This is a genomic window from Fictibacillus sp. 26RED30 (assembly GCF_015903845.1).
GTDB classification, from domain to species: domain Bacteria; phylum Bacillota; class Bacilli; order Bacillales; family Fictibacillaceae; genus Fictibacillus; species Fictibacillus phosphorivorans.
On record NZ_JACZDV010000004.1, the window covers coordinates 1 to 26,139 of the forward strand.

Below are 26,139 nucleotides of genomic sequence, written 5' to 3' on the forward strand. Positions count from 1 at the left end.
TTCATATGGCGCTCGTATTTTTCATATGGCGCTCGTATTTTTCATATGGCGCTCGTATTTCATACTCGCGCCCCTACCACTCCATTCTTTGCTTCCTTAAGTACCTCAAAAAAGCCTCTTGCTAAAGAAATAATCCCTAGCAAGAGGCTTTCAAATGTTTAATTATTATTCATGACTCCCATGTTCACCCGAATCATGCTCACTACCTCCACCATGATTCTCATGGTTTTCAGTCTTCGGTGCGTGCTGGTGTTTATCATGCTTCGCGTGACCTGCTGTCATTACCCAAACAGAACCGATTACGATAACAATCGCAACAAATGCTGCAAAGAGGATGTTACCGATCTGTACACGGCTCGTCAGGTTACTCTTCGTCGAGTTCTCTGTTACGTGCATGAACATCAAGAGCTGAAGAGCAGCTTGTAGAAACGCAAAACCGAAAATGATAATTAAGATCCAAGTCATCGAAAGATCTGTTTCAAGTGCAATCCATAGTGCGAATAATGTTAGCACGATGGATAACACAAAACCGATTAAATGTTTCCACGGAAAACCGTGGTGTTCATTAGCTGCAGTTTTACTAGCCATTATGCATCACCATCCCCATCAGATAAACGGCTGTGAAGATAAAGATCCACACTACGTCTAAGAAGTGCCAGTAAAGACTGGTGATGAAAACTTTTGCAGATGTAGCTGGCGTTAAACCGCGCTTCGCTACTTGAATCAAGACCATCGTTACCCAGAAGATACCGAACGTTACGTGGGCACCGTGAGTACCGACAAGAACGAAGAATCCTGACCATGCTGCACTTGTACCGATGTTAGCACCTTCATGAATGAAGTGTAAGAACTCTTCAATCTCAAAGTAAAGGAATCCAAGACCAAGACCTAAAGTGATGGCCATCCAAGTGATTAAACCTTTTACATTTTGACGACGCATCTCATGAACCGCAAGTCCACAAGTGAAACTACTTGTTAAGAGCAAGAAAGTTTGGATTAACAAACTCTTCACTTCAAAAAGTTCACCTGGTGATGGACCATCAGCGATACGATGTTCTAAAACCATATAAGTTGCAAATAATGTTGCGAACAACGCAATTTCTGCCCCGAGGAAAATCCAGAAACCGAGAATATTTAAACGCCCAGTCTCCGAACGATACTCTAAAGGCGTGTTGGGGTCGTGTGTTTCTGCATGTGCCATTTTTTCACGCCTCCTTATTTAGATATCTTTTCTGTTTCGATAACTTCTTCAACACTTACATAATAACCATCATTATACTCAAACGAACGATAGATCAATGTTGCAAATACACCAATCATTCCGGCGATCGCCATCCACATCCAGTCGAATACCATTCCGAAGCCGGCAACAAAGAAGAAGGATGCCATGATGAATGGAACACCAGAGTTACTTGGCATATGAATCGGTTTAATATCTTCAGCTTTTAACTTCTCAACTTTTCCAGCTTGCTTCTGTCTCCAGAAGTGATCAAGACCTGTTACTTCAGGAATTTTAGCAAAGTTATAGAATGGAGGCATTGCTGTTGGAGTAGACCATTCTAAAGTACGGCCATCCCAAGCATCTCCAGTTGTTTCACGCTTCGCGTAACGGAAGCTGTAGTACATATTGTAAACAAGGATTAAGAACGCGATCCCCATCATGAATCCACCGATCGTAGATACCATGTTCAATGGACCCCAGCCAGACTCTTCGCTGTACGTGTAAACACGACGAGGCATACCGTCTAGACCAAGGAAGTATTGCGGGAAGAAACATACGTTAAATCCGATTGTAAATACCCAGAATACCCATTTACCGATACGTTCGTTCAGCTTGTAACCAAACATCTTCGGATACCAGTAGATTAAACCAGCGAAACAAGCAAATACTGTACCTGCGATCAACACATAGTGGAAGTGAGATACTAGGAAGTATGTGTTGTGGTACTGATAGTCAGCTGCTGCCATGGCTAGCATGACACCTGTAACCCCACCGATTACGAAGTTCACGATAAATCCGAGTGACCAAAGCATCGGCGTAGTAAATTGAATCTTACCTCTGTACATCGTAAACAACCAGTTAAAGATCTTAACCCCGGTCGGTATACCGATCGCCATCGTTGTGATGGAGAATACAGAGTTAACAAGTGCTCCTGAACCCATCGTAAAGAAGTGATGGACCCAAACCAAGAAACTGTATCCTGCGATTAAAAGCATAGACCAGATCATGGCTTTGTAACCAAATAGCGTTTTTCTAGAGAACGTAGAGATGATCTCTGAGAACATACCAAACGCCGGTAGAATTACGATATATACCTCTGGGTGGCCCCATAGCCAGAAAAGGTTCGCCCAAAGCATATCCATTCCCGCTCCTTGCAGAGTGAAGAAATGGCTGCCGAATAAACGGTCAAATGTCATAAGTGCTAGTGCTACAGTAAGGATTGGGAAAGCGAAAATAATAATTACCATTGTTACAAGTGATGACCAAGTGAACATCGGCATACGGAACAATGTCATTCCCGGTGCACGCATCTTAAGGATCGTAACTAAGAAGTTAATCCCCGTTAAGAGCGTACCAATACCTGCGATCTGCAGACCGAGCAGATAGTAGTTCTGTCCAGGTCCTGGACTGAGCTCGTTACTGGCAAGCGGCATGTAACTGGTCCAACCTGCTGATGGAGATCCACCAATAACGAATGAGATGTTGAACAACATCGCACCGATAAAGAACGTCCAGAAACTAACTGCGTTTAAATAAGGATAAGCTACGTCACGTGCTCCAATTTGCAATGGAACAACGACGTTAATCAAACCAATCAAGAACGGCATCGCCATGAAGATGATCATGATCGTACCGTGTGTTGTAAAGATTTCGTTATAGTGCTGTGAGTCGAGGAACTTAGCCTCTGGAACTGCAAGCTGTGTACGCATTAAGAGGGCATCTACCCCACCGCGGAACAGCATTAATACAGCGGAAACGATATACATGATACCAAGTTTTTTATGGTCAACTGTTGTAAGCCATTCGTCCCACAACCATTTCCACTTTTTATATTTAGTAAGATAGAACAGGATACCCACCATCGTTAATACGATGGATACGTCAGCACCATATATCATCGGGTCGCCTGTTACGAAAAATTCATCCCATTTCATATTGAAATGCCTCCTCTGTTAATGGGCATGAGAATCCCCATGAGACTCTGATTCTGATTCTTCTAGCTTCTTCATCTCTTCTTCACGCTTTTTCTTTTCTTCCTTCGCTGCTCTTGAGTGAGGAATCTTCTCTTCATAACCTAAACGTTCGCGAGCATCTAGCGCGTATTCAGCATTTGTAGCATGGTCTACCCAATCTAAGTGAGTAGAAGAGAAAGTCATTTCTTTCACGTGACCAGGAAGCATCAGCTTGTCATACTGCCCCTTCGAAAGTTCAGGAGCATCAGCCTTCGTTTCACTCGCCCATTTTTCAAACTCTGCATCAGACATAGCCATCACATCAAACGTATGATTAGTGAATCCTTCTCCTGTAAAGTTGGAGTTACGTCCTTCATACGTCCCTTGCTCATCAGCTTGCAGATAAAGCTCTGTCTCCATGCCAGCCATCGCATATTTCTGACCACCTAATTGAGGTACCCAGAATGATGCCATTGAATCGGCAGAAGTCAGCTTGAACAAAACAGGTCGATCTTCAGGAATATGAAGATAGTTAACTGTTTCAATATCTTGCTCTGGATAAGAGAATACCCATTTCCAGTTTACAGATGTTGCATGAATCACCAACGGCTTTTGATCTTTCGATTCTTCGGGAGGTCCTTCAAGAGAATAGATACTCTTTACCGTTGGAATCGCTAATGCAATAACGATGATGATAGGAATGATCCACCAAATCGTTTCAAGAAGATGACTTCCTTCATTATCTGGATCATAGCCTTTATGGTTTTTGCGATCACGATATTTATAAACAATAAAAGCAGTAAGTGCGTAAACAACTATTAGGATAAATAACATAAACCAGATGGAATACATGATCAGATCCCTCTGTTCTGCTCCTACAGGTCCTTTTGGATCTAAAACAATCATATCGCTGCAGCCGCTAAGCATAAATACGGCCATCAATAACCCGAATGTAAAAAACGGCTTCAACCGTCGCATCACCAGGTCCACCTTCCTTTCTCTATTTACAAGCATTTACTTTTGCCTAATAAAAAACGAACCAAGAGTGATTATAGAGCATTGTGAATTAAATCACAATGTAAAACATAGGCAAAAATTTAAATGACAAAAACCTTTGCTTTCATAGTACCAGAATCCTAATAAAAGTGACTCTATCCACAACAAATGTCACGATTACTTCAAATAAAGCTCACAACTTTATCACAGTTTTGACATAGAATGTTCACGATTTTGGAAGAGACTTCTTTCATTGGTAAAGACTCATGAGCTTTTTAAAAGTTCAGTTTTTACTTTTTACCCTAAACCCAGCCAACATACACCTGCCTATGTAAATTTTTCAAATAAAAAACGACCTTGCCGATATAGACAAGATCGCTCATTTTTTATATCTTATGCACTTACTTCAACTTGATTTTCGGTGTCATTGTAAACATTTGTATCAAGCTGATTTTGCACCTTACTTGTTAATAATCCTGATGTCATCGAACCACTTACGTTAACAGCGGTACGACCCATGTCGATTAATGGCTCAACTGAGATCAATAGACCTGCTAAAGCGATAGGAAGATCCATTGCGGAAAGTACAAGTATGGCCGCGAACGTTGCTCCACCACCAACACCTGCTACACCGAACGAACTTAGTGCTACGACTACTACAAGCGTCAACAAGAACGATGGAGACAACGGATCGATTCCAACTGTCGGAGCGATCATAACGGCTAGCATCGCTGGATAAATTCCAGCACATCCGTTTTGTCCGATCGAAAGACCGAATGAACCTGAGAAGTTTGCGATTCCGTCAGGCACACCCATGCTCTTTTGCGTACGAATATTTAACGGAAGTGCTCCTGCACTCGTACGAGAAGTGAAAGCAAAGGATAGTACCGGGAAAGATTTTTTCATATAAGTAATCGGGTTTAATCCTGCAAATGTTAAAAGCAATAAGTGAATGCCGAACATGATCAACAAAGCTACATATGAAGCAATAACGAACTTACCTAGTTTTGCGATTGCATCCATATCACTCAGTGCAACTGTTTTTGTCATGAGCGCGAGGACCCCATACGGAGTTAGACGCAGAATCAACGTTACTACTCTCATGATAACCGCATAAAACGCATCAACAATCTTAGCAAAAAGCTCTGCATGCTCCTCTTGCTTACGTTTGACTCCAAGATAAGCAACGCCCAGGAATGCAGCAAAGATAACTACAGCGATTGTCGAAGTCGGACGAGCTCCTGTGAAATCTAAGAATGGGTTAGCAGGTAATAATGAAAGAACCTGTTGTGGAAGCGTCAGATCTTTTACCTCTGCAAACGTACCTTCCATCTGCTCACCACGAGCCGTTTCTGCATCTCCTTGCTCGATCTGCACAGCTTCAAGATCAAAAACCGTTGAAGTTGCAATTCCGACAACTGCGGCAATTGCAGTCGTACCTATCAAGATTCCTATGATCAATCCACTAAGTTTTCCGATGTTTCCTTTTAAGTTCAGACGCGTAAACGCTGAAAGGATTGAAATAAATACAAGTGGTACAACGATCATTTTTAAGAACGTTACATAACCGCCACCGACTAGATTGAACCAGTCAGTCGATTTAGCAGCAACCTCAGAGTCTGCTCCATATCCGTACTGAAGTCCGAGTCCGAACAAAATTCCTAGACCGAGCCCCGTAAAAACACGCTTAGAGAAAGAAACGTGCTTTTTTTGCATGTAATACAAAACACCCAATAGTATAAGCATAATTGCAATATTCAATAAAACTAAACCAGTAGTCACCTACAAGCCCCCCTTTAGTTAACTAAATTAAATTAATACAATTAAACCCATCTGTCAAGTAGGGATTACGAGCAGGATATTTTTAGCAGCCACCTCCTCAAACAAAAAATGACAAGCTTTAAGAAAAAGTAGCGAGTCATTAGTGTGTTTATGCTTTAGTCACAGGTGAAATATTTAGTTGTGATTCAGATATATTCAACTTAAAACTAAGATATGCTTGTTTTTGTAACAAATTCTTAATACTTGGTACTAGATATAATATTTTCACGTATTTTATTCCATTCATAATCACACCTCTTCATGGGCAAAATATTCTCTAAAGAGATGAGGAGTGAAATATATGGCACGCGGAAAATCGTTCGAACATAAAAAACAAGGTCATCCAGGAAAGTTTCCTGATAACACCCTTCAAAATCGCCTGGTTGAGAAGTCTGATGAAACGGATTCAGTGAACCTTGCAACAAAAGAAGCATTCAAGAACCGAACTGGTGAACAAGAATAGATCGCATCATGGCACACTTGGAAAATCTTCCATGGGTGCTTTTTCTTTTTTAAGATTACGTATGCACCTATTGAGTTCCTTCCCCATTCAATACTATAATCAAGAGGGTACAAATTACTGACAGAAAAGGTGTTATATAGATGAGTATTTTAACGGTGCAAGGCTTAAGCCACGGTTTCGGCGATCGTGCCATATTTAATGATGTTTCCTTCCGCCTGCTTAAAGGTGAGCACATCGGTTTGATCGGTGCAAACGGTGAAGGTAAATCAACATTTATGAATATTATTACAGGCAAACTAAAGCCTGATGAAGGTAAAGTAGAATGGGCAAAAAAGGTACGTGTAGGCTATCTTGATCAGCACACGGTCCTTCAAAAAGGCATGTCTATCCGCGATGTCTTGAAAAGTGCATTCCAATACTTGCTCGACATGGAAAACGAAATGAACAGCATGTACGAAAAAATGGGTGAAGCAACACCTGAAGAGCTTGAAAAGATGCTTGAAGATGTTGGTGTCATTCAAGATACATTAACAAACAACGACTTTTACGTGATCGATGCTAAAGTTGAAGAAATCGCGCGCGGACTTGGACTTGATGATATCGGTCTAGACCGTGACGTACATGATTTAAGTGGTGGACAGCGTACGAAAGTTTTGCTTGCAAAGCTTTTATTAGAAAAGCCAGAGATTCTATTGCTAGATGAGCCAACAAACTATCTGGATGAACAGCACATCGAGTGGCTGAAGCGTTATTTGCAGGAGTACGAAAATGCGTTCATCTTAATCTCGCATGATATTCCTTTTTTAAACAGCGTTATCAACTTGATCTATCACATGGAAAATCAGGAATTAAACCGTTATGTAGGAGATTACGATCACTTCAAATCCGTTCATGAGATGAAAAAATCCCAGTTGGAAGCAGCATTTAAGCGTCAACAGCAAGAGATTGCCGGATTGAAGGATTTTGTTGCACGTAATAAAGCACGTGTTTCCACTCGAAACATGGCAATGTCTCGACAGAAGAAACTCGATAAAATGGATGTTATTGAACTAGCCAAAGAAAAGCCAAAGCCAGAGTTCAACTTTAAAGAAGCTCGCACGCCAAGCAAACTGATCTTTGAAACGAAAGATCTTGTTATCGGTTATGACGAGCCACTTTCTAAACCGCTGAACCTGCGTATGGAACGCGGCCAAAAAATTGCTCTAGTCGGTGCTAACGGTATCGGTAAAACGACATTGCTAAAAAGCATCCTTGGTGAGATCACGCCTGTTGCGGGTTCCGTTGAGCGCGGTGAAAACCTAGAGATCGGTTATTTCGAGCAAGAAGTGAAGTCAGCGAACTATAATACATGTATCGATGAAATCTGGAGTGAATTTCCTGGTTTCTCACATCATGAGGTTCGTGCTGCTCTCGCGAAGTGTGGTCTAACGACTAAACACATCGAGAGTAAAGTTGAAGTACTAAGTGGTGGAGAAAAGGCGAAGGTTCGTCTATGTAAGCTAATCAACCACGAAAACAATGTTCTCGTTCTCGATGAGCCGACAAATCATCTAGACGTAGAGGCGAAAGATGAATTGATGCGTGCACTGAGAGCTTTCAAAGGCAGTGTGCTGTTAATCTCCCATGAACCTGAATTTTATAAAGAAGTAGCAAATGACGTCTGGAACTGTGAAAGCTGGACGACGAAAGTGTTTTAATTCTGAGACCCTCACATTGGTGGGGGTTTTTATTATGTAGATTATTTGGGCAGAGGGATGGTATAGGTTGCTGCTTTTCTTGAGCCATTTGGTTTTAAATCCATTGCACGGAGAATTTTATACATGCTAGTAGAGGAATTAAGATGCAAGAAGTTTCGTAATTCTTCATTTTTAACTTGAGGATTTATCAAGAGTGCGTAATCATAAATTGCTTTTATATGCGCATCAGCATTCTTGTTGGAACATGCTAAACAAAGCCAGTGTCTCATTTCTCTTTTCATAGGTAAGTTATCACAATTAGGGCAAACAACTCCTGTAGCTATGTCCTCTTTTTTTATCTCATATTGTTTTAAAACATCTATATTTATCTGTTTATGATTCTTTATCAAAAGTTTACTCAATTTTTTTATATCTTTTTGAGATAAATAATGTTGTGTATTATTTTCCGTTAAACCCTGAACCGTCCGAATCAAGTCTTTGCCTCTAACAATTTTATTATGAATTTTCTTATATGAAGGAGAAATTTTTATAACTGAGTGAATGTTTGTTATTACAACCAAATAAAAGATAGGGATATCAGCAAACTTATGAGAGGAAAGCCACTCCTTAAAACATGAAGCTTGAAATTCAACTTGTATAATCGGATCAGGAAAAGCTTCTTCAATTCCGTTTCTGGTGCGAATTACTTGGTTGAATTGATGGTCAAAATACAGGTTTCCTATTAAGTTCTTCACTTCAATTATTAAACAATAGTGTGGAGTTATGATGAGAGAATCAAGCTGGAAGTATAGTTTTTGCGTTTTATCTCTGGGGAGCCTTAAATCGTGGAAGATATAGTAGTTTTCTTGAGGTAAATCAGTTAAATGATAATCAAGAGACTTCTCTCCATTAAACCCAGCATTAAATTTCGCCCTATCACTTAGAATATCTGGTTTTTTGGGGAGATTAAGAGGCATTCTTTCTAATAATGAATCTAGTTTGAAAAGTATTAATGGTTTTGTTCTTTCTTTTACTATCAAATCATCACCTCACACTTAATTTCCTTATAAAAATTCAACGATTGCCACTAATTTTCCTCTCATGAAAAGGAGAATTTTTTTATAAGTCCTCATAAAGATTTATAAGTCTTCAAAAAAATTTATAAGTCCTCAAAGGATTTTATAAGTCTTCAAAAATTTTTATAAGTCTTCACCCCAATTCTCCGCTTTTACAGCGTAAAAAAACACCTCCTGCTAACAGCAAGAGGTGCCCACCTAATCAACTATCCAACTCTTCCACTAACAGAGAAAGCTCTTCCCATCGCTCCATTGCGGCTTCAAGCTCGCTCTCCACTTTTTTCTGCTCAGCCATAAGCTCGCTGATCTTGCCAAAATCGCTTCCTGCAGCAACAATTTCTGCTTCATAATGCCCTTTTTTCTCTTCTAAGTTCATGATTCGTTCTTCAATCGTATCCCAATCTTGTTGATCTTTGTACGACAGCTTTTTCTTCTTTTCTTTACGATGCTGTCCAACTGTTTCCGTCGGTTTTTCAGAGGCTTCTTTCTTCACCGCAGCAGCCATTTCATCACGCTCTTTTTTCTCATCCATGTAGTCCGTATAGCTGCCTTGAAACCTTACAACCTCTGCGTTCCCTTCGAATGCGAGAAGATGATCGACAACCCGGTCTAAAAAGTAGCGGTCATGGGAAACCGTCAACACTACACCAGGAAAATTTTCTAAATACTCTTCTAGAATCCCTAACGTTTGAATGTCGAGATCGTTTGTGGGCTCATCCAAAAACAGAACGTTCGGCTCTTCCATTAACACTTTGAGCATGTATAAGCGGCGTTTCTCTCCACCTGATAACTTCCGAATATACGTATATTGCATATAGCGTGGAAACAGGAAACGTTCGAGCATCTGTTCAGCTGTAATCGACTGGCCATCTACTGTCGTGATGACCTGTGCCGTTTCTTTGATATAATCGACAACCCGCAAGTTTCCGTCGAGCTCTTCGTGATCTTGTGTGTAGTAGCCAATCTTAACCGTTTCCCCTACTTCAACAGAACCAAAATCAGGAGTCATTCTACCTGCTAACATATTTAACAAAGTAGTTTTCCCGCTTCCGTTTGGCCCGATGATTCCAAGTCGTTCACCCGGAACGATCAGATAGTCGAGGTTTTTAACTAGCTCTTTTCCATCTAAACTTTTACTCAACCCTTCAACTTCAATCACTTTTTTACCAAGTCGTTGAGACCCGATCGCAAACTCAACAGAGACCTTAACTGCTGGACCAGTTTCTTCCTGCAAACTCTCTACACGTTGAATTCTAGCTTTTTGTTTCGTCGTTCGTGCTTTTGCACCACGTCGTAACCAGGCTAACTCGCGGCGTAAAGTATTTTGCCGCTTATCTTCGTTCTGCAGAGCGATTTCTTCTCGTTCAGCCTTTTTCTCCAAGTATGTTTCGTAATTTCCCTCATATACATATAGCTTCCCATTATCGAGCTCGAAGATATTGTTAGTTACGCGGTTTAAAAAATACCGGTCATGGGTAACCATCAGTAAGGCGCCTTTATAGTTTCCTAAGAACGTTTCTAGCCATTCAACTGTTTCATTATCAAGATGATTTGTTGGCTCGTCCAAAATGAGCAAATCAGCAGGTTGAATGAGTGCTTTTGCAATCGCTACTCGCTTCTTTTGTCCACCGCTTAAATGCTTCAATTGACGAGAAAAATCACGAAGACCAAGCTTAGTAAGCACTGTTTTCGCGATGGTGTTTGCTTCCCATGCCTCATTTTCATCCATCTTTTGCTGACTGCTCATTAAACGCTTTAACTTCTTTTCGTTGGACGGATCCGATTCCAGATCGAGTAAGGCTTTCTCATATTCACGCATCGTCTTCATGATGAGAGAATCTCCATAATAAATCTGGTCTAAAACGGTTAATTCTTCATCAAGTTCTGGCTCTTGGGCCACATATTCGATCTGAAATGAATTCGCATGTGACAGCGTGCCTCGCTCAGCTGGTTCGAATCCTGCTATTGCTTTCAATAATGAAGACTTACCGGTTCCGTTCGGGCCGATGAGGCCAATTCGTTGCTTGTCGCTGATTGAAAAAGTGATATTGTCAAACAGCGTTTTTTCACCATATGTTTTATATAAATTTTCAACTAATAAAATACTCAAAACCATATCATTCCTTAGGCTAATGTCTTTGTTTTCTATTGTATCTTAACCGTGTCAGAATAGCATCTCTCGGTTATGATTTGCATTCTTTTCGGAATTTTTGTTATAGTGATAAACATGTTCTGAAAAGAAGTGGGCACGTTTTTTGCTCAAAACGGATGCCACCTATTTTCAATTCACACATCGGCTTTGCTTTTTTCTTGTAGTTGATGCTGGGTTCATTTAATCCAGCAAGTTTTTTAAATGCGTTTTTCGACCGCGCTTTTGACTTCAAGTTTTTTTCTGCTATTCCCCGCAAGCTCTTTTTGCAAATAAAAAGCTCTAAGAAACAACCTGCCAACTTTTTCATAAACAAGTCATCCGTTGAGCAAACTAACATGACCCATTTCATGAAAAAAGAAAAGGAGAGAAATTTTTACATGCAAACAGGAGTTATTATTTCTTTAGTTATTTACATGGCCGGTATGCTTTATATCGGGTACTGGGCTTACAAAAAAACATCTGATTTAAATGACTACATGTTAGGTGGACGAGGACTAGGTCCTGCTGTTACTGCACTTTCAGCTGGCGCATCTGATATGAGTGGTTGGATGATGATGGGTATTCCGGGTGCGATGTTCACTGACGGAATAAGCAGTATTTGGATCGCTGTTGGACTCACGATTGGTGCATATTTAAACTATCTTCTAGTAGCACCTCGCCTTCGTACGTATACAGAAGTTGCGGATGATTCCATTACAATTCCTGATTATCTTGAGAATCGCTTTAATGATACACAGAAAATTCTACGTATCGTTTCAGGGCTCGTTATCATTATCTTCTTCACACTTTATGCATCTGCTGGACTTGTTTCTGGTGGTAAGCTGTTTGAAAGTGCATTCGGTACAACTTATCTAACTGGTATGTTGATTACGGTTGGGGTAGTTGTAGCTTATACACTATTTGGTGGATTCCTTGCAGTAAGTTGGACGGATTTCGTTCAAGGCTGTATCATGTTCATCGCATTAATCTTAGTGCCAATCGTTGCATTTACAGACATTGGTGACTCACAAACAGTAATTGACACAATTCGCGGTGTTGATCCATCCCTTCTTCAAGTATCAAAAGGATTGACCACTCTTGGATTAATCTCTTTACTAGCTTGGGGATTAGGTTACTTCGGTCAACCACATATTATCGTTCGTTTTATGGCTATCACATCTGTTAAAGACATTAAAACAGCAAGAAGAATCGGTATGAGCTGGATGATCATCTCTCTTATCGGTGCTTCTCTTACAGGATTGATTGGTGTAGCTTGGTTTGCTAGAGAAGGAAGAGAACTTGCTGATCCTGAAACAGTATTTATCGAATTTGCGAATCTGTTATTCCATCCGCTGATTACTGGTTTCTTATTAGCTGCCATACTAGCTGCAATCATGAGTACCATCTCATCTCAGCTGTTAGTAACTTCGTCTTCTGTGACCGAAGACTTTTATAAGCAATTCTTAAAGAAGAATGCTACTCAGAAAGAACTTGTTATGATCGGACGTATTGCGGTACTAATTGTAGCTGTAATTGCAGTATTGTTGTCCTTGAACCCTAGTGATACTATTCTTAGCCTTGTAGGCTATGCATGGGCAGGATTTGGTTCAGCATTTGGACCACTCGTCCTATTAAGCCTGTTCTGGAAGAAGATGACTAAATGGGGAGCTCTAGCAGGTATCATCGTTGGTGCTGTAACAGTTCTTACTTGGGTTCAGTTCCCTGATCTAAAAGAACAAGTGTATGAAATGATTCCTGGATTCTTCTTAAGCTTAATCGCCATTATTATTGTAAGCTTATTAACGAAAAATCCATCTAAAAAGGTTCAAAACCAATTTGATGACATGGAAGAAACACTTGATGAATTAAAATAAATACAAACAAAAGCGTTCCTGACTACTCAGGAGCGCTTTTTTAAATTTTCTTTATGAGTCGATCTGAATGTGCAAGTTCTTCTATATGACCAGCACCTATACCAAACATAGCCGCACGCATCTCAAATTCGATTCGTTCCATCTGTATGAGCAACGCTTCAACATCATTTTCTACAGCTGATGGCAGTAGCAGCCTTCCAAAACCAGCAAGATTAGCACCTAGAGCAATCGTTTTTGCAGCATCAACACCGTTTTTTAGTCCTCCACTTGCGATCAAGGGAATATCAAAATTGTTCTTTCTCACAGCAAGAATACTTTCAGCAGTCGGCAGTCCCCAATCTAGAAAAGCTTCAGCAGCTTCTTTTCGAATGCTGTCGTTTGAACGATAACTTTCTACTTGTATCCATGACGTTCCACCTGCTCCAGCTACATCAATGAACTGAATACCAGCGGATGTAAGGCGATCTGCCGTTTTATCGTCGATTCCCATTCCAACTTCTTTTACACCGACCGGCACATGAAGAGAATTTGCGATTTCTTCAATCTTAGAAAGCAATTTCGAGAAATTCGTATCTCCTTCTGGCTGAAACACTTCCTGTAACGTGTTTAAGTGCAGTACAAGCATATCTGCTTCAGCCATCTCTACCGCTTTTTTACATTGAACTGCCCCAAAGTCATAATTCAGCTGAACCGCTCCGATGTTCGCGATAATCGGAATATTAGGAGCATACTTCCGAATTTGAAACGTATAAGCAAGATCCTCGTTCTCTACCGCAGCTCTCATTGATCCGAGGCCGATCGCCCATCCCTTTTCTTCGGCAGCCATTGCTAAATGTTGATTGATTTGATAGGCGGTATCTGTTCCACCAGTCATGGAAGAAATCAAAAAAGGCGTCCGCATCGTTTTATTTAAAAATGTAGTTGAAAGCATAATTTCATCAAATGATAATTCAGGCAGCGCGTTAGGTACGAACCGATAGCTTTCAAGTCCTGTCGTGATGTTCTTACCTTCCACATCTTCATTCAAACTAATTCTAATATGTTCAGTTTTCCGCTTTTCCGTAAGGTCCTTCGAAATATCCAACAACTTTCCTCCTCTTTCGTTCAAGCGTCTTGTTCTTAAGGTTCAGGATTCGAATCAGCCTAAACCTGTTATATCTCTGGATAAATATAAAAGGAAGATTGAACAGAACGGCATACAGAATCATGATGTTGCCGATCCAAACAGGGTTCCATAAGAAAAACAGCAAAGCTGGTGGCATGGAAAGCCAATGCGTAAGTTCTGCACGACGTGTTTCTGCTAAAAAACGGGCTAGATACTCTAGGGAATCCCCCTCCAGTGTTTTCTTCGCGAAACCTCCCCGATAAAAATCTCCACCATCAGGCAGTATCGTTTTCCATTTGCGTATTCCTATTTTTTCATACCATCCTCCACTGTTTTCCCAGCCAAAAGCCGTATCCCATCTACTCTCTTTCGTGAAGGAAGAAAAAGGAATTCGATGAATGATATAAGCTACAAGTAAATGAAAGATGAGCCAGGCAAGAATATTGATCGTTACCGTCCAAAACGGAGAAAGTTCAATCAGCATTTACGCATCTCCTTTTTCAGAAACCGAGATTTCTCTACCTTTCCACTTTACTTCTTTTTTGATCATACTCAAAATAAAAGACCAGATGTACACTAAAGAAAAAAACAAGAAGTGAAACGGGTGTGATAGAGCTGAAAGTATTGAATTCGTTCCTATTTTCTTCATTAAGGTCTTAATCTGAATCGCAAAAAGCAGATAGAAGATTCCCCACATCAAAACTTCGTTGATTTCTTGAACCAACAAGAAAGGAAGCTGAATGGCTAGACTTATTCCGCCTGTTATCCATGCTACTGTCAGCACTAAGGGCAGGAGAGGCGTTTTGGCTGAACCAAGTGCAAAACTTTTACACCATCCGAAAAATAATGCTGTTAGACCTTCTGAATACATTCTGAAATAAACCGCCTTGTATCCTGAGAAACAAATAACGTTTACATCTTGATTCATAGCCACTCTTCCCATTTCCATATGTTCAAGAACTTGGTGCTTAATCCCTTCATGGCCACCGATCTCTGTGTAGGTTTTTCTATCGATCATTAAGCACGGACCAAACGCACCAGCAGGTTTTTTACGAAATAGTGTAAAACATTGCATGGCCGCCATTACGATAATGTTAAATAGAGAAGATAATTTTTCTCGTGCACTCTTCATCTGATGAAAAGGCTGGACACTGATCAATCCCCTGTTTCTTTCCCATTCACCACATAAGCGTTCAATTCCGTCTCTCTCAATTTCTAAATCTGCATCTAAAAATAACAATAGAGAACCTGTTGCATGTTTTGCTCCATTCCAGCATGCCCATGGTTTTCCAAGCCAACCGATCGGAAGCCGCTCTGGTTTCACAACAGTAACACCGAATTCCCGAGCGACTTCTTCTGTTCGATCATCAGAATCATCGTTAACAACAATTACTTCATGAAGTTTCATACTTTGGTTACTCAACGTCGGCAATAAATTTTTTAAGTTTGCTTCCTCATTCCTTGCGGGAATAATAACTGAAACAGAGTGTGGTTCATGAGGAGTTTTATCACTTAGAGTACGTATATTCCATAGCATGAACCATCCACAAAGCCACATGATAGATAGATACAAAATGGTAGAAAGCATGTCGACTGTCTCCTTTAGAAAATAAGTTGTAGTTACAGCTTGGGCTTTGTATTCTTTTTTCAAACAATTCTTAAAAAAAGAGGAGTTTTTATATTCAGTCAAGAACTGAAAATAAAGAATGACTTTCTGAATATGTTGAAAAAGCGTTCAATAATTTTACAATGGTTGTACATAAACTATACAATACAGAGGAACAGTCGTACAGCAACAGCTAAGAAACAATCTTAACCTTTCATTCCCAATACCGAGGAGGATTTTGATGAAGAAAAAAGTGTTAGTTGTAGGCGGCGGACTTGGAGGACTATCAGCAGCTCTTCGATTAGCAGCTGATGGACACGAAGTAACTGTACTCGAAAAGAATGAACGTATCGGCGGCAAATTGAATCAGCGTTCCGGAAAAGGCTATACCTTTGATACAGGGCCTTCCATCTTAACCATGCCATGGGTGCTTGAACAGCTATTTGAATCTGCTGGAAAGAACATCCACGATTACATAAACATCCAGCGTATCGAGCCACAGTGGAGAACGTTCTTTGAAGATGGCACGGTAATTGATGTGACGAGCGACCTGCCAGAGATGCTGAAAGAAATCAGTAAAGTAAATCCGCAAGATGCTGCTTCATTCTTTAAATATCTGGATTATTGCAGCCAAATGTACGAACTTAGCATGAAGAGTTTTTATAAGAAAAGTTTAACTGGATTAAACGATCTGCGCACTCTTCACAGCTTTAAAGAGCTTCTTGCGATGGATCCTGTAAAATCAATGGACCAAGCAACGAAAAAGTTCATTAAAGACAAACACCTTCAACAACTATTTAATTTCTTCATCATGTATATCGGTTCCTCCCCTTATCAGGCACCAGCTGTTCTTTCTCAGTTGATACACGTTCAGCTCGGCCTTGGTATTTATTATGTGGAAGGCGGAATGTACAAAATTGCTGAATCGATCTTAAGTGTTTTAAACGAATATAACGTTGATGTTCGAACGAATCAAAAAGTAGTAGGTATCTTAACAGAAGGCACTACGGCTAAAGGAGTAAAGCTTGAGAACGGCGAAGAGATGTATGCAGATATCGTTGTTTCTAACTTAGAAGCGATACCAGCATACAAGACACTTCTCTCAAATCATCCGCAAGCTAAAAAAGCAGCAGAAGATCTAAGTAAATACGAACCTACTGTTTCAGGCCTTGTCTTATTGCTTGGAGTTGATAAGAAGTACGATGAGTTTGCGCATCACAATTTCTTCTTCTCTCAAAGTGGGGAAAGGGAATTCGATCAAATCTTTAACACTGGTATTCTTGCAGACGACCCAACCGTTTATGTGGGGATTTCATCAAAAACCGATCCAACTCAAGCACCTGAAGGTAAAGATAACTGGTTCGTCCTAACGCATGTACCACCTCTTAAAGAAGGCGAAACGTGGGAAAGCAACCTTGAAAGCTATCGTGAGCTTGTCTTGAACAAACTTGAGCGCATGGGAGCTAAAGACCTACGCCAGCACGTGGAGTGGGAATACACGTTTACACCTGACACATTAAAAGAACTGTACGGACCGAACGGAGGATCTATCTACGGCATTCGAACAGACCGTAAGATGAACGGCGGATTTAAGATTCCGAGCAGAAGCAATCAATTTACAAATCTATATTTCGTAGGCGGCTCTACACACCCTGGCGGAGGCGTTCCAATGGTAACACTATCTGGACAGCTGACAGCTGATTTAATAGGGGAAGATTTAAAAAATGTTTCAAAGGAGATCGGGTAATATTGCAAACCGCACAGCAGCATGGCACCATCGATAAAGTACTTTTTCGGTTCTTTATCTTTTGGTACAGCGTAGGATTAATACTTCTTGTTTTTGATATTCTTCCTCCTTCTCTGGAGTGGGCAAACAGCGTGTTTCTAATCGCATGCGGTGTTCTTGGAGGATTTTACTTTTATCGAACTTACGGTAACTTTGGCGCTGTTTTTACATTATTTGTTCTGTTTGGAAGTATCGTAGCAGAGAGTATTGGCGTCAAGACCGGCCTGATTTTCGGTCACTATAATTATAGCGATCAGCTCGGTTTACAATGGTTGGGTGTTCCTGTTGCCATCGGATTCGCGTGGGTGATGATTATCGCTGTCTCACACGCGATCGCTGGTGGAATCGTTAATCCATATAAAGGTCAAACAGCGATAAAACTTCCACTCTATGTCGTTACAGGTGGTCTGATCGCTGTTGTCATGGATGGGATTATCGATCCTGTCGCTTACCTTGTTAAAGGTTACTGGTTCTGGGATGGCTCAGGGATGTATTACGGAATACCGTTGCAAAATTTTGTTGGTTGGTTTCTTTTGGCTAGCTTCTTTCATATCGCTTTAGTTTCAGGATTGCATATAACGAAAAAAACGGATACGACAACGCACCCCTATTGGCATTCTCGCACAATTGCTGTGTTTTTGATGGTCACGAGCATGTTTGTGGTACTAGGATTAACATCAGAGCTGTATCTAGCTTCAATTGGTGTGACTCTCGCTAGTATCGTCTTGTTGAGTTTATATCGCATTAACAATAAACCACTTTCTCTAAATCGCAGTATAGCTTACAGCTCGGGGAAAAGGTGATAAAGATGGTTCTCTTATTTATTGCAGCTGCCATTCTCTTTTTAGCGGCAACCCTATTAAATAGTCTCTTTTTACCCTCTCTAAAAAAGCCCTCTTTACGGGCTTCTCATTCAGAGAGGGTTGCTGTTTTTGTACCGATGCGTAATGAAGAGAATAACGTAGCTGGTCTTGTTAGCACTTTAAAAGGACTGACTCATCGTCCTATATCTTTTACCATATTGGATGATCATTCAGATGATGAAACCTATAACTTGCTGTTGGAGCACATTGATAACGACAGCCGTTTTACCGTTCTACAAGGAAAGAAACTTCCTGCCGGTTGGGCTGGTAAAGTTCATGCCTGTCACCAGCTTAGTCAAAGTGCCACAGGTGATTACCTTTTGTTTATCGATGCGGATGTTCGCCTCCATCCTCATACGATCGAGACTTCACTAACACTATTAAAAAAGCGGAAAGCTAGTCTATTGTCTGGATTTCCAAAGTTTCCTGTAACTTTGTTTTTTGAGAAGCTGATTGTTCCTCTACAGCATTTTGTTATCCTTTTTCATCTTCCGCTTCTTTTTGCGAACTTTACAAAATGGCCACCCGCAACAGCTGCACATGGTGCGTTCATGTTGTTTAAGAGTAAGGATTACCACGCGATTGGTGGTCATGCTAGCATAAAAAACTCTTTAGTTGATGATGTGGATTTGGCTAAAGCTATGAAGCGAGGGCGTCATGAAGTTGTACTCGCGAACGTAACGAAATATGTATCGTGTTTCATGTATCACAGTAATAAAGAAGTGTGGAACGGCTTTACAAAGAACCTGTTTCCTGGATTAGGTCGTTCCATCTTTCTTGTAATTTTTTTATCTGTTTTTTACACCGTATTTTACATAGCACCTTTGTTTTTCTTCATATACGGCATACTCACTGAGCAATTTTTATGGCTGCTGCCTTACTTGATCACGGTCATCCAAAAAGCTTATGTCGACCTCTTCACGGGACAAAAAGCTTACCTTGCCTTCACCATGCCGTTATCTGCATTAGGGTTGGTCGTGCTTGTGAATGCCTCTATGTGGAAAGCTCTGAAAAAGCAAGGCTACGAATGGAAAGGACGTTCCTATCAATGAGAAAAATCGCAATTGTCGGCGGCGGCCTTGGCGGATTATCTGCAAGTATCTCTCTTGCCAGTAATGGTTGTGAAGTACACATATATGAAAAAAACGAGCATTTTGGCGGGAAGCTGATGCCTGTTTCTTTAGGTTCTCACACGTTTGATTTCGGACCGAACACCATCACGATGCCTCAAATATTTGACGAAGTGTTTCTGGATGCTGATGAGGATCCTAGAAACTATTTTGAATGGATCAAATTAGATACGCATACTCGAAATATTAGCAGCCACGGGGAAATTTTTGAGATGTCGACCGATGTGGATCATGTGATGAATCAATTAAAAGAACTTGATCCCTATGCGGCACAACGATATTCAGATTACCTTGCAGAAGTGACTCGTTTATATCATCTAGCAGAGAAAGAATTTTTCCCTAGGACCTTTACGAGTATGAAAGACTATCTTTCTCCCTCACTGTTCAATGCTTTTACAAAAGTGCGGCCACTGCAATCTATGGACAGCTTTCATCGTAAATATTTTAATCATCCGCTATTGCTGCAAACCTTTAACCGCTATGCCACTTACATAGGTTCATCCCCCTTTCAAGCACCTGCTACATTCTCTTTGATCGCTTATCTAGAGATGATTCAAGGGGTTTACTACGTAAAAGGTGGCAACGTAAAAATCGCAGAAAGTATGGTGCGCCTAGCAGAAAAGCTTGGGGTTCATTTACATGCAGGGGTAGAAGTTACAAAAATAAGCGTTATGGATGCTGAAGCAAAATCACTGATCCTTTCAAACGGAGAAGAAGTTACGTTCGATGCTGTCGTAATGAACGGAGATCTGCTCGAAGCGTATCCTAAACTCGTAGAAGAACGCTACAGACCTTCTATGAAGAATAAAAAAGTGGAAAGTTATTCTCCTTCGATTTCTGCGTTTGTTCTTTTAGTAGGACTAAACAAACGTTTAGATAATCTGTTGCATCATCAAGTGTATTTCTCGAGCGATTACAAACGAGAATTCGACACGTTATTCAACGGAGAATATTCCGATGACCCAACCATCTATATTTCAAATTCATCTGTAACGGATCCAACCGTTTCTCCTGATGGCGATAACCTGTTTATATTAGTTAACGCACCGCCTATAAAAGCTGCTGCTTCTAAAAGTCTTGATACGTACGAGCGATACAGAGATTTAGTATATGACCGTCTAGAGTCGTTCGGTCTACAGTTCAGGCCGCATATCATGCATGAGAAGATGATAACCCCTCACGACATACAAGCTAAATTTGGAGCTTTTAAAGGGGCATTATATGGTATTTCAGCGAATGAACGTAAGAACACGTTCTTACGCCCTTCTAACCGCTCTAAAGACATCAGCAATTTGTATTTCGCTGGAGGTACAACCCATCCTGGTGGCGGCTCCCCAATGGTCATCATGAGCGGGCGCAACGTCGCCCGCGAACTGCTGAAGGGACTAAAGGGGTCTGTCCCCAAACAATTATCATAAATCAATAAAAACGAGCAAACACCCTAGGCGTTTGCTCGTTTTTAAATTCATCTTTCATATTACTTCCATTTTGTGGTACACTTATTTTTAAAAATATTGGGGGATATCATATGGAAGTCCGACTCTTAAAACCTGATGACGCAAAAGCATATTGGGAGCTTCGACTAGAGGCATTGAAATCAAACCCCGAAGCGTTCGCTTCGAGTTATGAAGAAGCAATCCAAAGAAAAGAGCCTATCAAAGAAGTAGCAAGCAGATTACAAGAAGAAGGCAGTTATACGTTCGGTATGTTTAATGAAGGGAACCTGATCGGCAACGTTACTTTAGTACAAGAAAAAGTGTTAAAGATGCAGCACCGCGGCAACATTTATGCCATGTATGTGAGCGCTGAGAACAGAAAAGCTGGCGTTGGCCGCTCCCTCATGAACGCAGTTATCGGACACGCAAAAACCATACCAGTGCTTGAGAAACTGAACTTAACGGTAGAAGCAAAAAATGAAAAAGCAAAAAACCTTTATACATCACTTGGTTTCAAATCATACGGATATGAAGAAAAAGCACTTAAAGTAGATGGTCAGTTTCACGACGAAGAACACATGGTGTTGTTTTTATAGTGATTTTATAAGTTTTAAGAGTATGTTTAAGAATTAATCTGTCTTCGTCACTTTGATTCATGAAATGTGTACTGTTTTGCACTCGCATATCCTTTGAAGTTATACCATTAGGGGTATACCACTTTTTAATTCAGTAAATTTCAGCTATAATTCATGAAATTACTGAATGAATACGGGGAGATTTCGGCCAGAATACGGCGAGTTTTGCACATATATCAGCGAGTCGACATTATTCGACTCCTACACATAGCTCTATACCCCTTTGCTGAGAAACCTGAAGTAACTGAAACAGAAGCTAAGATCAAAATAAAATTTAAAAAGAGCTGACAACAGGCAACGACCTGTTTATCAGCTCTTTTACAAGTATAAGGTTATTTCACAGCAATCTGCTTCAACAGATCCCCTTTTTCAGCACTTGATACAAACACTCTTCCGCTAAACACTTTATAATTCTGCTTACGAACCTTGTTTAGAATCTCGCGATAATAGATCGCTGCTAGCTGCACAGGCATTCTTGATTCGATCGGATAGTGTTCTAGTGTTTCATTAAATTTTGCATAAAAGACTTCCGCACGAATCGCTATACTCTCCCATGCCGCAATAAAGCGATCATCAACGATTTCCTTTTTCAGATCTTCTTCTGTATAGCTGTGTTCAGCCATCACTTTCGCTGGAACATAAACTCTGTCACGATCTAAGTCTTCTGCGATATCCCGCAGTACATTCGTAAACTGCATACCGATGCCTAGTGAGATCGCTCCTTCGCGAAGCAGATCTTTTTGTTCAGGGGCTAATATCGGCAGCAACATCAGGCCAACTGTACTAGCAACATGATACGAGTAGTACTCTAGCTCTTCCACCGTATCATAATGGGTCTTATATAGATCCATTTCCTGACCTTTAATCATATCTAAAAAGGCTTGATGATCCATCTCAAAGTTTTGAAAAACATCCTGCAGTGCGATCCACATTGGCTCGGCTGCAGGAATCACGCCGTTAAGAAACTGATTGAACTCTGCCTTAAATACTGCTAGCTCTTCCTTTGGGCTATCTCCCTCATCTACAATGTCATCTACCGTTCTGCAAAATGAGTACACGGCCCAAACGGCACGTCGCTTGTCTTCCGGTAAAAATGAAAATGCTTTATAAAAGGTTTTAGAATGAACTTTAATGATACTTTCACAATAAGAATAAGATTCCTGAACCGTTACCAACTGTTTCACGCCCTTTCAAGATATTTGGCTAGATGTTTTGCACTCTGCATAACGATGGGCACTCCTCCACCTGGATGGATAGATGCACCGACCGCGTACAGATTTTCGTATGGAAGAGGTTTGATCTGAGGCCGGAAGACGCCAGATTGTTTAAGAGTCGGCGCGATACCAAAACTGCCACCTTGGTACAACCCATCAGTGAGTGCATCATTAGGTGTGCGGATTTCGCTCCAAACGATAGACTGCTTCAGACCTGGATATCCTCTTTTTTCCAAAGAATCAATAATAAAATCAGCATATGCTTGTTTTTCAGACTCCCAATCCACTGTGTCTCCTGATGGAACTGGAACGAGTACGTACAAAACACTTTTCCCTTCTGGTGCGAGTGTCTGATCTATTTTTGAAGGATAGAACGTATAAATAGCTGGATCCTGAGGCAACTTCTTTTGTAAAAACACTTCTCGCATATGTTCATCGAAGTGATCAGTCATAAAGAACTGATGAACATCCGCCTCATCAAATATTCTGTCTAGACCAAGATATAAAAGGAAACAGCCAGAAGAAGATTCGTAGTTTTTCTTGACCGGCTTTGGTCCTGGAATGAGATGGTGAATACCAGGAAAGTCACCATTATAAATGACCATGTCATGCAGGTGAGTGCCTTCTTCTGTCACCACCCCGTTACAGAAATTGCCTTGTAACGATAATGCTTCTACTGGGGTACTCAATCGAATCTCTACCCCTTGCTCGACTAACTTTCTTTGCAGCAAGTCTACAACACTTCCATACCCGCCTTTTACATACCAGATCCCGTGAGCATGTTCACTAAATGGCACTAGCGAATACATGGCTGGGGAGTTTTCGGGTGATCCTCCGATATATAAGGTTTGAAACGAAAAAGCTTCCTGCATTCTAGGATGGCTGAAATATGCTTCTGCTAATCTTTTTACAGATTGATAAGCTTTTAGTTTTGTAAGTGTGTGCAGGTTTTTCGGTGTCCAGAAATCCCTTCGGTTTACGAAAGAACGATCTAAGAATGCTGTCTTTCCCTGGTGAAAACGCTCGTACATATCCGTAACGTACCGTAAGAATCCTTGCTCTTCACCTGGAAACATTCTCGTGATCTCGTTCAACTGTCCAGGCAGGTCACTCGTTTTATAAAAATGAGATCCGTCTGGATAATTCAGCTTATACATTGGACTGCATAAGATCAGCTCTAGTTCATCGCGCTCAATGCCAACCTCACTTAAAATTTCATAGATCATTTCAGGAAGCAGCACGATTGTAGGTCCGCTATCAATTTTGTATCCTTCTTTTTCAAAAAAGTTCAACCTGCCGCCAAGTCTGGAACTTTTCTCGTAGATTGTAACCTCTTTACCTTGTTTTCTTAAGTAGAGTGCTGTAATTAAGCCACCTATACCTCCGCCAACAATTCCAGCATTCATACGGATCGAACCTCCATCGAGCTATGTTTCTCTGCCATCATCGTAGTTGTGATACGGGCAGATTCCATAATCGTAGGAAGACCGCTGCCCGGATGGGTACCTCCGCCTACGAGCCACAACCCTTCGATCTCTTTTTGCTTATTATGTGGTCTAAAGTACATCATCTGGGTTAATTGATGCCCAAGGTTAAATGTTGCACCTTTGTATACAGAGAGTTCGTTTTCCCAATCAAGCGGTGTAAACATATATTCTGTTTCAATATGCTGTTCCAAGTCTTTAAAATCCGTCCGTTCTTGAAGCTGCTCTAGAACAAGCTTTTTAAAAGCATGCTTATGATGTTCCCAATCGATCAAACTAAAATTGTTAGGAACAGGAGCTAAGATGTAAAGAGCAGACTTTCCTTCAGGTGCAAGAGTCGGATCAGTTACAGAAGGATTATGAATATAGATAGAAGGGTCTTGAGACAAAATCTTCTTCTTCGTAATCTCTTCAACATTCTTACGATAATCTTCAGAAAAAACGATCGTATGATGCGGAAGGTCGTATTTCTTATCCACACCCACGTATAGCATAAAAGCAGAACAAGAATAGCTCTTCTTCAGCAATTTATCGCTCGTATACTTTTTAGTAGATCCTTTAGGCATCAACTTTTCCATCGCATGAGCGAAGTCCGCATTAATCACTACTTCATCCGCAAATACCTGTTCGCCTGAATCCAGTTGAAGGCCCTTCACTTTTCCTTTTTCGATAATAAGTTCCTTTACTCCTGATGAGGTTGCTACTTCACCACCATATTCTTTAATCACTTTAACCATTGCTTCTGTAATTTTGTTAACACCACCTACAGGATGGTACACCCCGTAAGCATGTTCCATATAAGAAAGAATCGTAAACGCACCAGGACATTCCCAAGGAGACATTCCTAAGTATTTTGCTTGGAACGTAAACGCGAGTCGCAGCCTTTCATCAGAAAAATACGTTGAGAGTTGATCGTGCAATGAATCGGTTATCGTTAACTTTGGCAGTGCTTTAATAAACTTAAACTGCAAATAATCCAACAGAGAGTCATGCTTATTTTGTAGAATGGGCATGAGCGCTTCAAATTTTTCTTTTTCTTTCTTCATAAAACGTCTATAGCCTTCGCCGTTTCCAGGAAAGACTGTCTCAATATTCTTATACATCTCGGATTGGTCTGTTGTTGAATCAATCGTTGCATCTTTAAATTTCAGTTGATACATTGGTTCAAGTTTTTTTAACTCGATATAATCTTCTAAGCGTCGATCCGCAAGCTGAAACATTTCTTCCAAGATGTGAGGCATATTTAAAAAGGTCGGACCCCGATCAAACGTATAACCATCTTGATGAAAAGCAGAAGTACGCCCGCCGATAAACGGTTGTTTTTCGTATACTGTCACTTGATATCCCTTACTGGCTAATAGCATGCCCGCTGTTAGACCACCAGGACCCGCACCAATTACAGCTACAGATTTCATACATACATACCTACCTTCTACTTTTACAAACTTTATACAAAATATTATACAAAAATTATACGATGCGTGTTCTATGATTGGCAAATTTAAAAGATATAAAAAAGCACACTCAAAAAAGTTTCGTTGATGTGTGCTTCTTCACATATGATGTGTATGTAACTTCGACGTAAGAAATAGAAAACCTTCCCAAAAGTTTAAATAAAATAAACTTTAAACATAAAACATAAAATATGACAAATTACCAAAAAAGCCTG

The 26,139-nt window shown here is 40.6% G+C and carries 21 protein-coding genes; 8 read left to right on the forward strand and 13 right to left on the reverse strand.

Annotation, left to right across the window (positions count from 1 at the left end; all coding sequences use genetic code 11):
• Nucleotides 1-165 precede the first annotated feature (165 nt).
• The 5 genes from qoxD to IHV11_RS18105 form a co-directional block, all read right to left on the reverse strand.
• On the reverse strand, nt 166-588 hold the full coding sequence (gene qoxD, locus IHV11_RS18085; RefSeq protein WP_197195785.1) for a cytochrome aa3 quinol oxidase subunit IV: 423 nt from the start codon (nt 586-588) through the stop codon (nt 166-168).
• Nucleotides 581-1,201 carry a cytochrome aa3 quinol oxidase subunit III gene (qoxC, locus tag IHV11_RS18090; protein WP_144704062.1) on the reverse strand — a complete coding sequence of 207 codons (621 nt, stop codon included), beginning with the start codon at nt 1,199-1,201 and terminating at the stop codon, nt 581-583. The genes qoxD and qoxC overlap by 8 nt, the downstream gene beginning before the upstream one ends.
• Before the next feature lie 14 nt (nt 1,202-1,215).
• Nucleotides 1,216-3,156 (reverse strand): cytochrome aa3 quinol oxidase subunit I, encoded by a 1,941-nt coding sequence (gene qoxB / locus IHV11_RS18095; protein ID WP_197132592.1) that lies wholly within the window; start codon nt 3,154-3,156, stop codon nt 1,216-1,218.
• Nucleotides 3,157-3,174: 18 nt separating this feature from the next.
• Nucleotides 3,175-4,155, reverse strand: a complete 981-nt coding sequence (gene qoxA / locus IHV11_RS18100; RefSeq protein WP_370568713.1) for a cytochrome aa3 quinol oxidase subunit II — start codon at nt 4,153-4,155, stop codon at nt 3,175-3,177.
• 408 nt (nt 4,156-4,563) lie between these two features.
• Nucleotides 4,564-5,916: an L-cystine transporter gene (locus tag IHV11_RS18105; RefSeq protein ID WP_186320657.1), complete on the reverse strand. Its 1,353-nt coding sequence runs from the start codon at nt 5,914-5,916 to the stop codon at nt 4,564-4,566.
• Between the two features lie 376 nt (nt 5,917-6,292).
• On the opposite strand from IHV11_RS18105, the gene IHV11_RS18110 reads away from it, so the two are divergent.
• Nucleotides 6,293-6,454, forward strand: coding sequence for a hypothetical protein (locus IHV11_RS18110; RefSeq protein ID WP_197195786.1), 162 nt, complete (start codon nt 6,293-6,295; stop codon nt 6,452-6,454).
• A 140-nt stretch (nt 6,455-6,594) separates the two neighbouring features.
• The gene (locus IHV11_RS18115) at nt 6,595-8,151 is read left to right on the forward strand and encodes an ABC-F family ATP-binding cassette domain-containing protein (RefSeq protein WP_197195787.1); all 1,557 of its coding nucleotides are present in this window, start codon (nt 6,595-6,597) and stop codon (nt 8,149-8,151) included.
• A gap of 41 nt (nt 8,152-8,192) precedes the next feature.
• Here IHV11_RS18115 and IHV11_RS18120 read toward each other — a convergent pair whose 3' ends face one another.
• Nucleotides 8,193-9,170, reverse strand: coding sequence for a nuclease-related domain-containing protein (locus tag IHV11_RS18120; RefSeq protein ID WP_197195788.1), 978 nt, complete (start codon nt 9,168-9,170; stop codon nt 8,193-8,195).
• A 238-nt stretch (nt 9,171-9,408) separates the two neighbouring features.
• Complete coding sequence (locus IHV11_RS18125) at nt 9,409-11,316, reverse strand: ABC-F family ATP-binding cassette domain-containing protein (RefSeq protein WP_197195789.1); 1,908 nt, start codon at nt 11,314-11,316, stop codon at nt 9,409-9,411.
• A 419-nt stretch (nt 11,317-11,735) separates the two neighbouring features.
• Here IHV11_RS18125 and putP point away from each other — a divergent pair, with 419 nt between their 5' ends.
• Nucleotides 11,736-13,211, forward strand: coding sequence for a sodium/proline symporter PutP (gene putP, locus IHV11_RS18130; protein WP_197195790.1), 1,476 nt, complete (start codon nt 11,736-11,738; stop codon nt 13,209-13,211).
• A gap of 40 nt (nt 13,212-13,251) precedes the next feature.
• Here the strand turns inward: putP and fni are convergent, their stop codons facing one another.
• The 3 genes from fni to IHV11_RS18145 are packed head-to-tail and all read right to left on the reverse strand — an operon-like array spanning nt 13,252 to nt 15,904.
• Nucleotides 13,252-14,295, reverse strand: coding sequence for a type 2 isopentenyl-diphosphate Delta-isomerase (fni, locus tag IHV11_RS18135; protein ID WP_370568714.1), 1,044 nt, complete (start codon nt 14,293-14,295; stop codon nt 13,252-13,254).
• A complete protein-coding gene (locus IHV11_RS18140; RefSeq protein WP_197195792.1) occupies nt 14,255-14,800 on the reverse strand; it encodes a glycosyl-4,4'-diaponeurosporenoate acyltransferase in 546 nt (181 codons plus the stop codon). Before IHV11_RS18140 ends, fni begins: the two co-directional genes overlap by 41 nt.
• Nucleotides 14,801-15,904 (reverse strand): glycosyltransferase, encoded by a 1,104-nt coding sequence (locus IHV11_RS18145; RefSeq protein ID WP_197195793.1) that lies wholly within the window; start codon nt 15,902-15,904, stop codon nt 14,801-14,803.
• A gap of 259 nt (nt 15,905-16,163) precedes the next feature.
• Here IHV11_RS18145 and IHV11_RS18150 point away from each other — a divergent pair, with 259 nt between their 5' ends.
• From IHV11_RS18150 to IHV11_RS18170, 5 genes are all read left to right on the forward strand, one after another.
• The gene (locus tag IHV11_RS18150; RefSeq protein WP_197132565.1) at nt 16,164-17,669 is read left to right on the forward strand and encodes a phytoene desaturase family protein; all 1,506 of its coding nucleotides are present in this window, start codon (nt 16,164-16,166) and stop codon (nt 17,667-17,669) included.
• A 2-nt stretch (nt 17,670-17,671) separates the two neighbouring features.
• Nucleotides 17,672-18,511, forward strand: a complete 840-nt coding sequence (locus IHV11_RS18155) for a carotenoid biosynthesis protein (RefSeq protein WP_197195794.1) — start codon at nt 17,672-17,674, stop codon at nt 18,509-18,511.
• A 5-nt stretch (nt 18,512-18,516) separates the two neighbouring features.
• Entirely contained in the window at nt 18,517-19,623 is a 1,107-nt protein-coding gene (locus IHV11_RS18160; RefSeq protein ID WP_197195795.1) for a glycosyltransferase, read from the forward strand.
• Complete coding sequence (locus tag IHV11_RS18165) at nt 19,620-21,119, forward strand: phytoene desaturase family protein (RefSeq protein ID WP_197195796.1); 1,500 nt, start codon at nt 19,620-19,622, stop codon at nt 21,117-21,119. Before IHV11_RS18160 ends, IHV11_RS18165 begins: the two co-directional genes overlap by 4 nt.
• A gap of 110 nt (nt 21,120-21,229) precedes the next feature.
• Nucleotides 21,230-21,733, forward strand: a complete 504-nt coding sequence (locus IHV11_RS18170) for a GNAT family N-acetyltransferase (RefSeq protein WP_197195797.1) — start codon at nt 21,230-21,232, stop codon at nt 21,731-21,733.
• Nucleotides 21,734-22,104: 371 nt separating this feature from the next.
• Here the strand turns inward: IHV11_RS18170 and IHV11_RS18175 are convergent, their stop codons facing one another.
• From IHV11_RS18175 to IHV11_RS18185, 3 genes are read right to left on the reverse strand one after another with little or no spacing between them, the layout of a single operon-like run.
• Nucleotides 22,105-22,947, reverse strand: a complete 843-nt coding sequence (locus IHV11_RS18175) for a phytoene/squalene synthase family protein (protein WP_197132553.1) — start codon at nt 22,945-22,947, stop codon at nt 22,105-22,107.
• Nucleotides 22,948-22,952: 5 nt separating this feature from the next.
• On the reverse strand, nt 22,953-24,392 hold the full coding sequence (locus IHV11_RS18180; protein ID WP_197195798.1) for a phytoene desaturase family protein: 1,440 nt from the start codon (nt 24,390-24,392) through the stop codon (nt 22,953-22,955).
• A complete protein-coding gene (locus IHV11_RS18185) occupies nt 24,389-25,885 on the reverse strand; it encodes a phytoene desaturase family protein (protein WP_197195799.1) in 1,497 nt (498 codons plus the stop codon). Before IHV11_RS18185 ends, IHV11_RS18180 begins: the two co-directional genes overlap by 4 nt.
• Between the last annotated feature and the right edge of the window lie 254 nt (nt 25,886-26,139).

What these genes read in the sequence shown, in the direction of transcription:
- qoxD (WP_197195785.1), bottom strand. Translation starts at nt 588, where the DNA reads ATGGCTAGTAAAACTGCAGCTAATGAACACCACGGTTTTCCGTGGAAA.
- qoxC (WP_144704062.1), bottom strand. Translation starts at nt 1,201, where the DNA reads ATGGCACATGCAGAAACACACGACCCCAACACGCCTTTAGAGTATCGT.
- qoxB (WP_197132592.1), bottom strand. Translation starts at nt 3,156, where the DNA reads ATGAAATGGGATGAATTTTTCGTAACAGGCGACCCGATGATATATGGT.
- IHV11_RS18105 (WP_186320657.1), bottom strand. Translation starts at nt 5,916, where the DNA reads ATGCTTATACTATTGGGTGTTTTGTATTACATGCAAAAAAAGCACGTT.
- IHV11_RS18110 (WP_197195786.1), top strand. Translation starts at nt 6,293, where the DNA reads ATGGCACGCGGAAAATCGTTCGAACATAAAAAACAAGGTCATCCAGGA.
- IHV11_RS18115 (WP_197195787.1), top strand. Translation starts at nt 6,595, where the DNA reads ATGAGTATTTTAACGGTGCAAGGCTTAAGCCACGGTTTCGGCGATCGT.
- putP (WP_197195790.1), top strand. Translation starts at nt 11,736, where the DNA reads ATGCAAACAGGAGTTATTATTTCTTTAGTTATTTACATGGCCGGTATG.
- IHV11_RS18140 (WP_197195792.1), bottom strand. Translation starts at nt 14,800, where the DNA reads ATGCTGATTGAACTTTCTCCGTTTTGGACGGTAACGATCAATATTCTT.
- IHV11_RS18145 (WP_197195793.1), bottom strand. Translation starts at nt 15,904, where the DNA reads ATGCTTTCTACCATTTTGTATCTATCTATCATGTGGCTTTGTGGATGG.
- IHV11_RS18150 (WP_197132565.1), top strand. Translation starts at nt 16,164, where the DNA reads ATGAAGAAAAAAGTGTTAGTTGTAGGCGGCGGACTTGGAGGACTATCA.
- IHV11_RS18160 (WP_197195795.1), top strand. Translation starts at nt 18,517, where the DNA reads ATGGTTCTCTTATTTATTGCAGCTGCCATTCTCTTTTTAGCGGCAACC.
- IHV11_RS18165 (WP_197195796.1), top strand. Translation starts at nt 19,620, where the DNA reads ATGAGAAAAATCGCAATTGTCGGCGGCGGCCTTGGCGGATTATCTGCA.
- IHV11_RS18170 (WP_197195797.1), top strand. Translation starts at nt 21,230, where the DNA reads ATGGAAGTCCGACTCTTAAAACCTGATGACGCAAAAGCATATTGGGAG.
- IHV11_RS18180 (WP_197195798.1), bottom strand. Translation starts at nt 24,392, where the DNA reads ATGAATGCTGGAATTGTTGGCGGAGGTATAGGTGGCTTAATTACAGCA.
- IHV11_RS18185 (WP_197195799.1), bottom strand. Translation starts at nt 25,885, where the DNA reads ATGAAATCTGTAGCTGTAATTGGTGCGGGTCCTGGTGGTCTAACAGCG.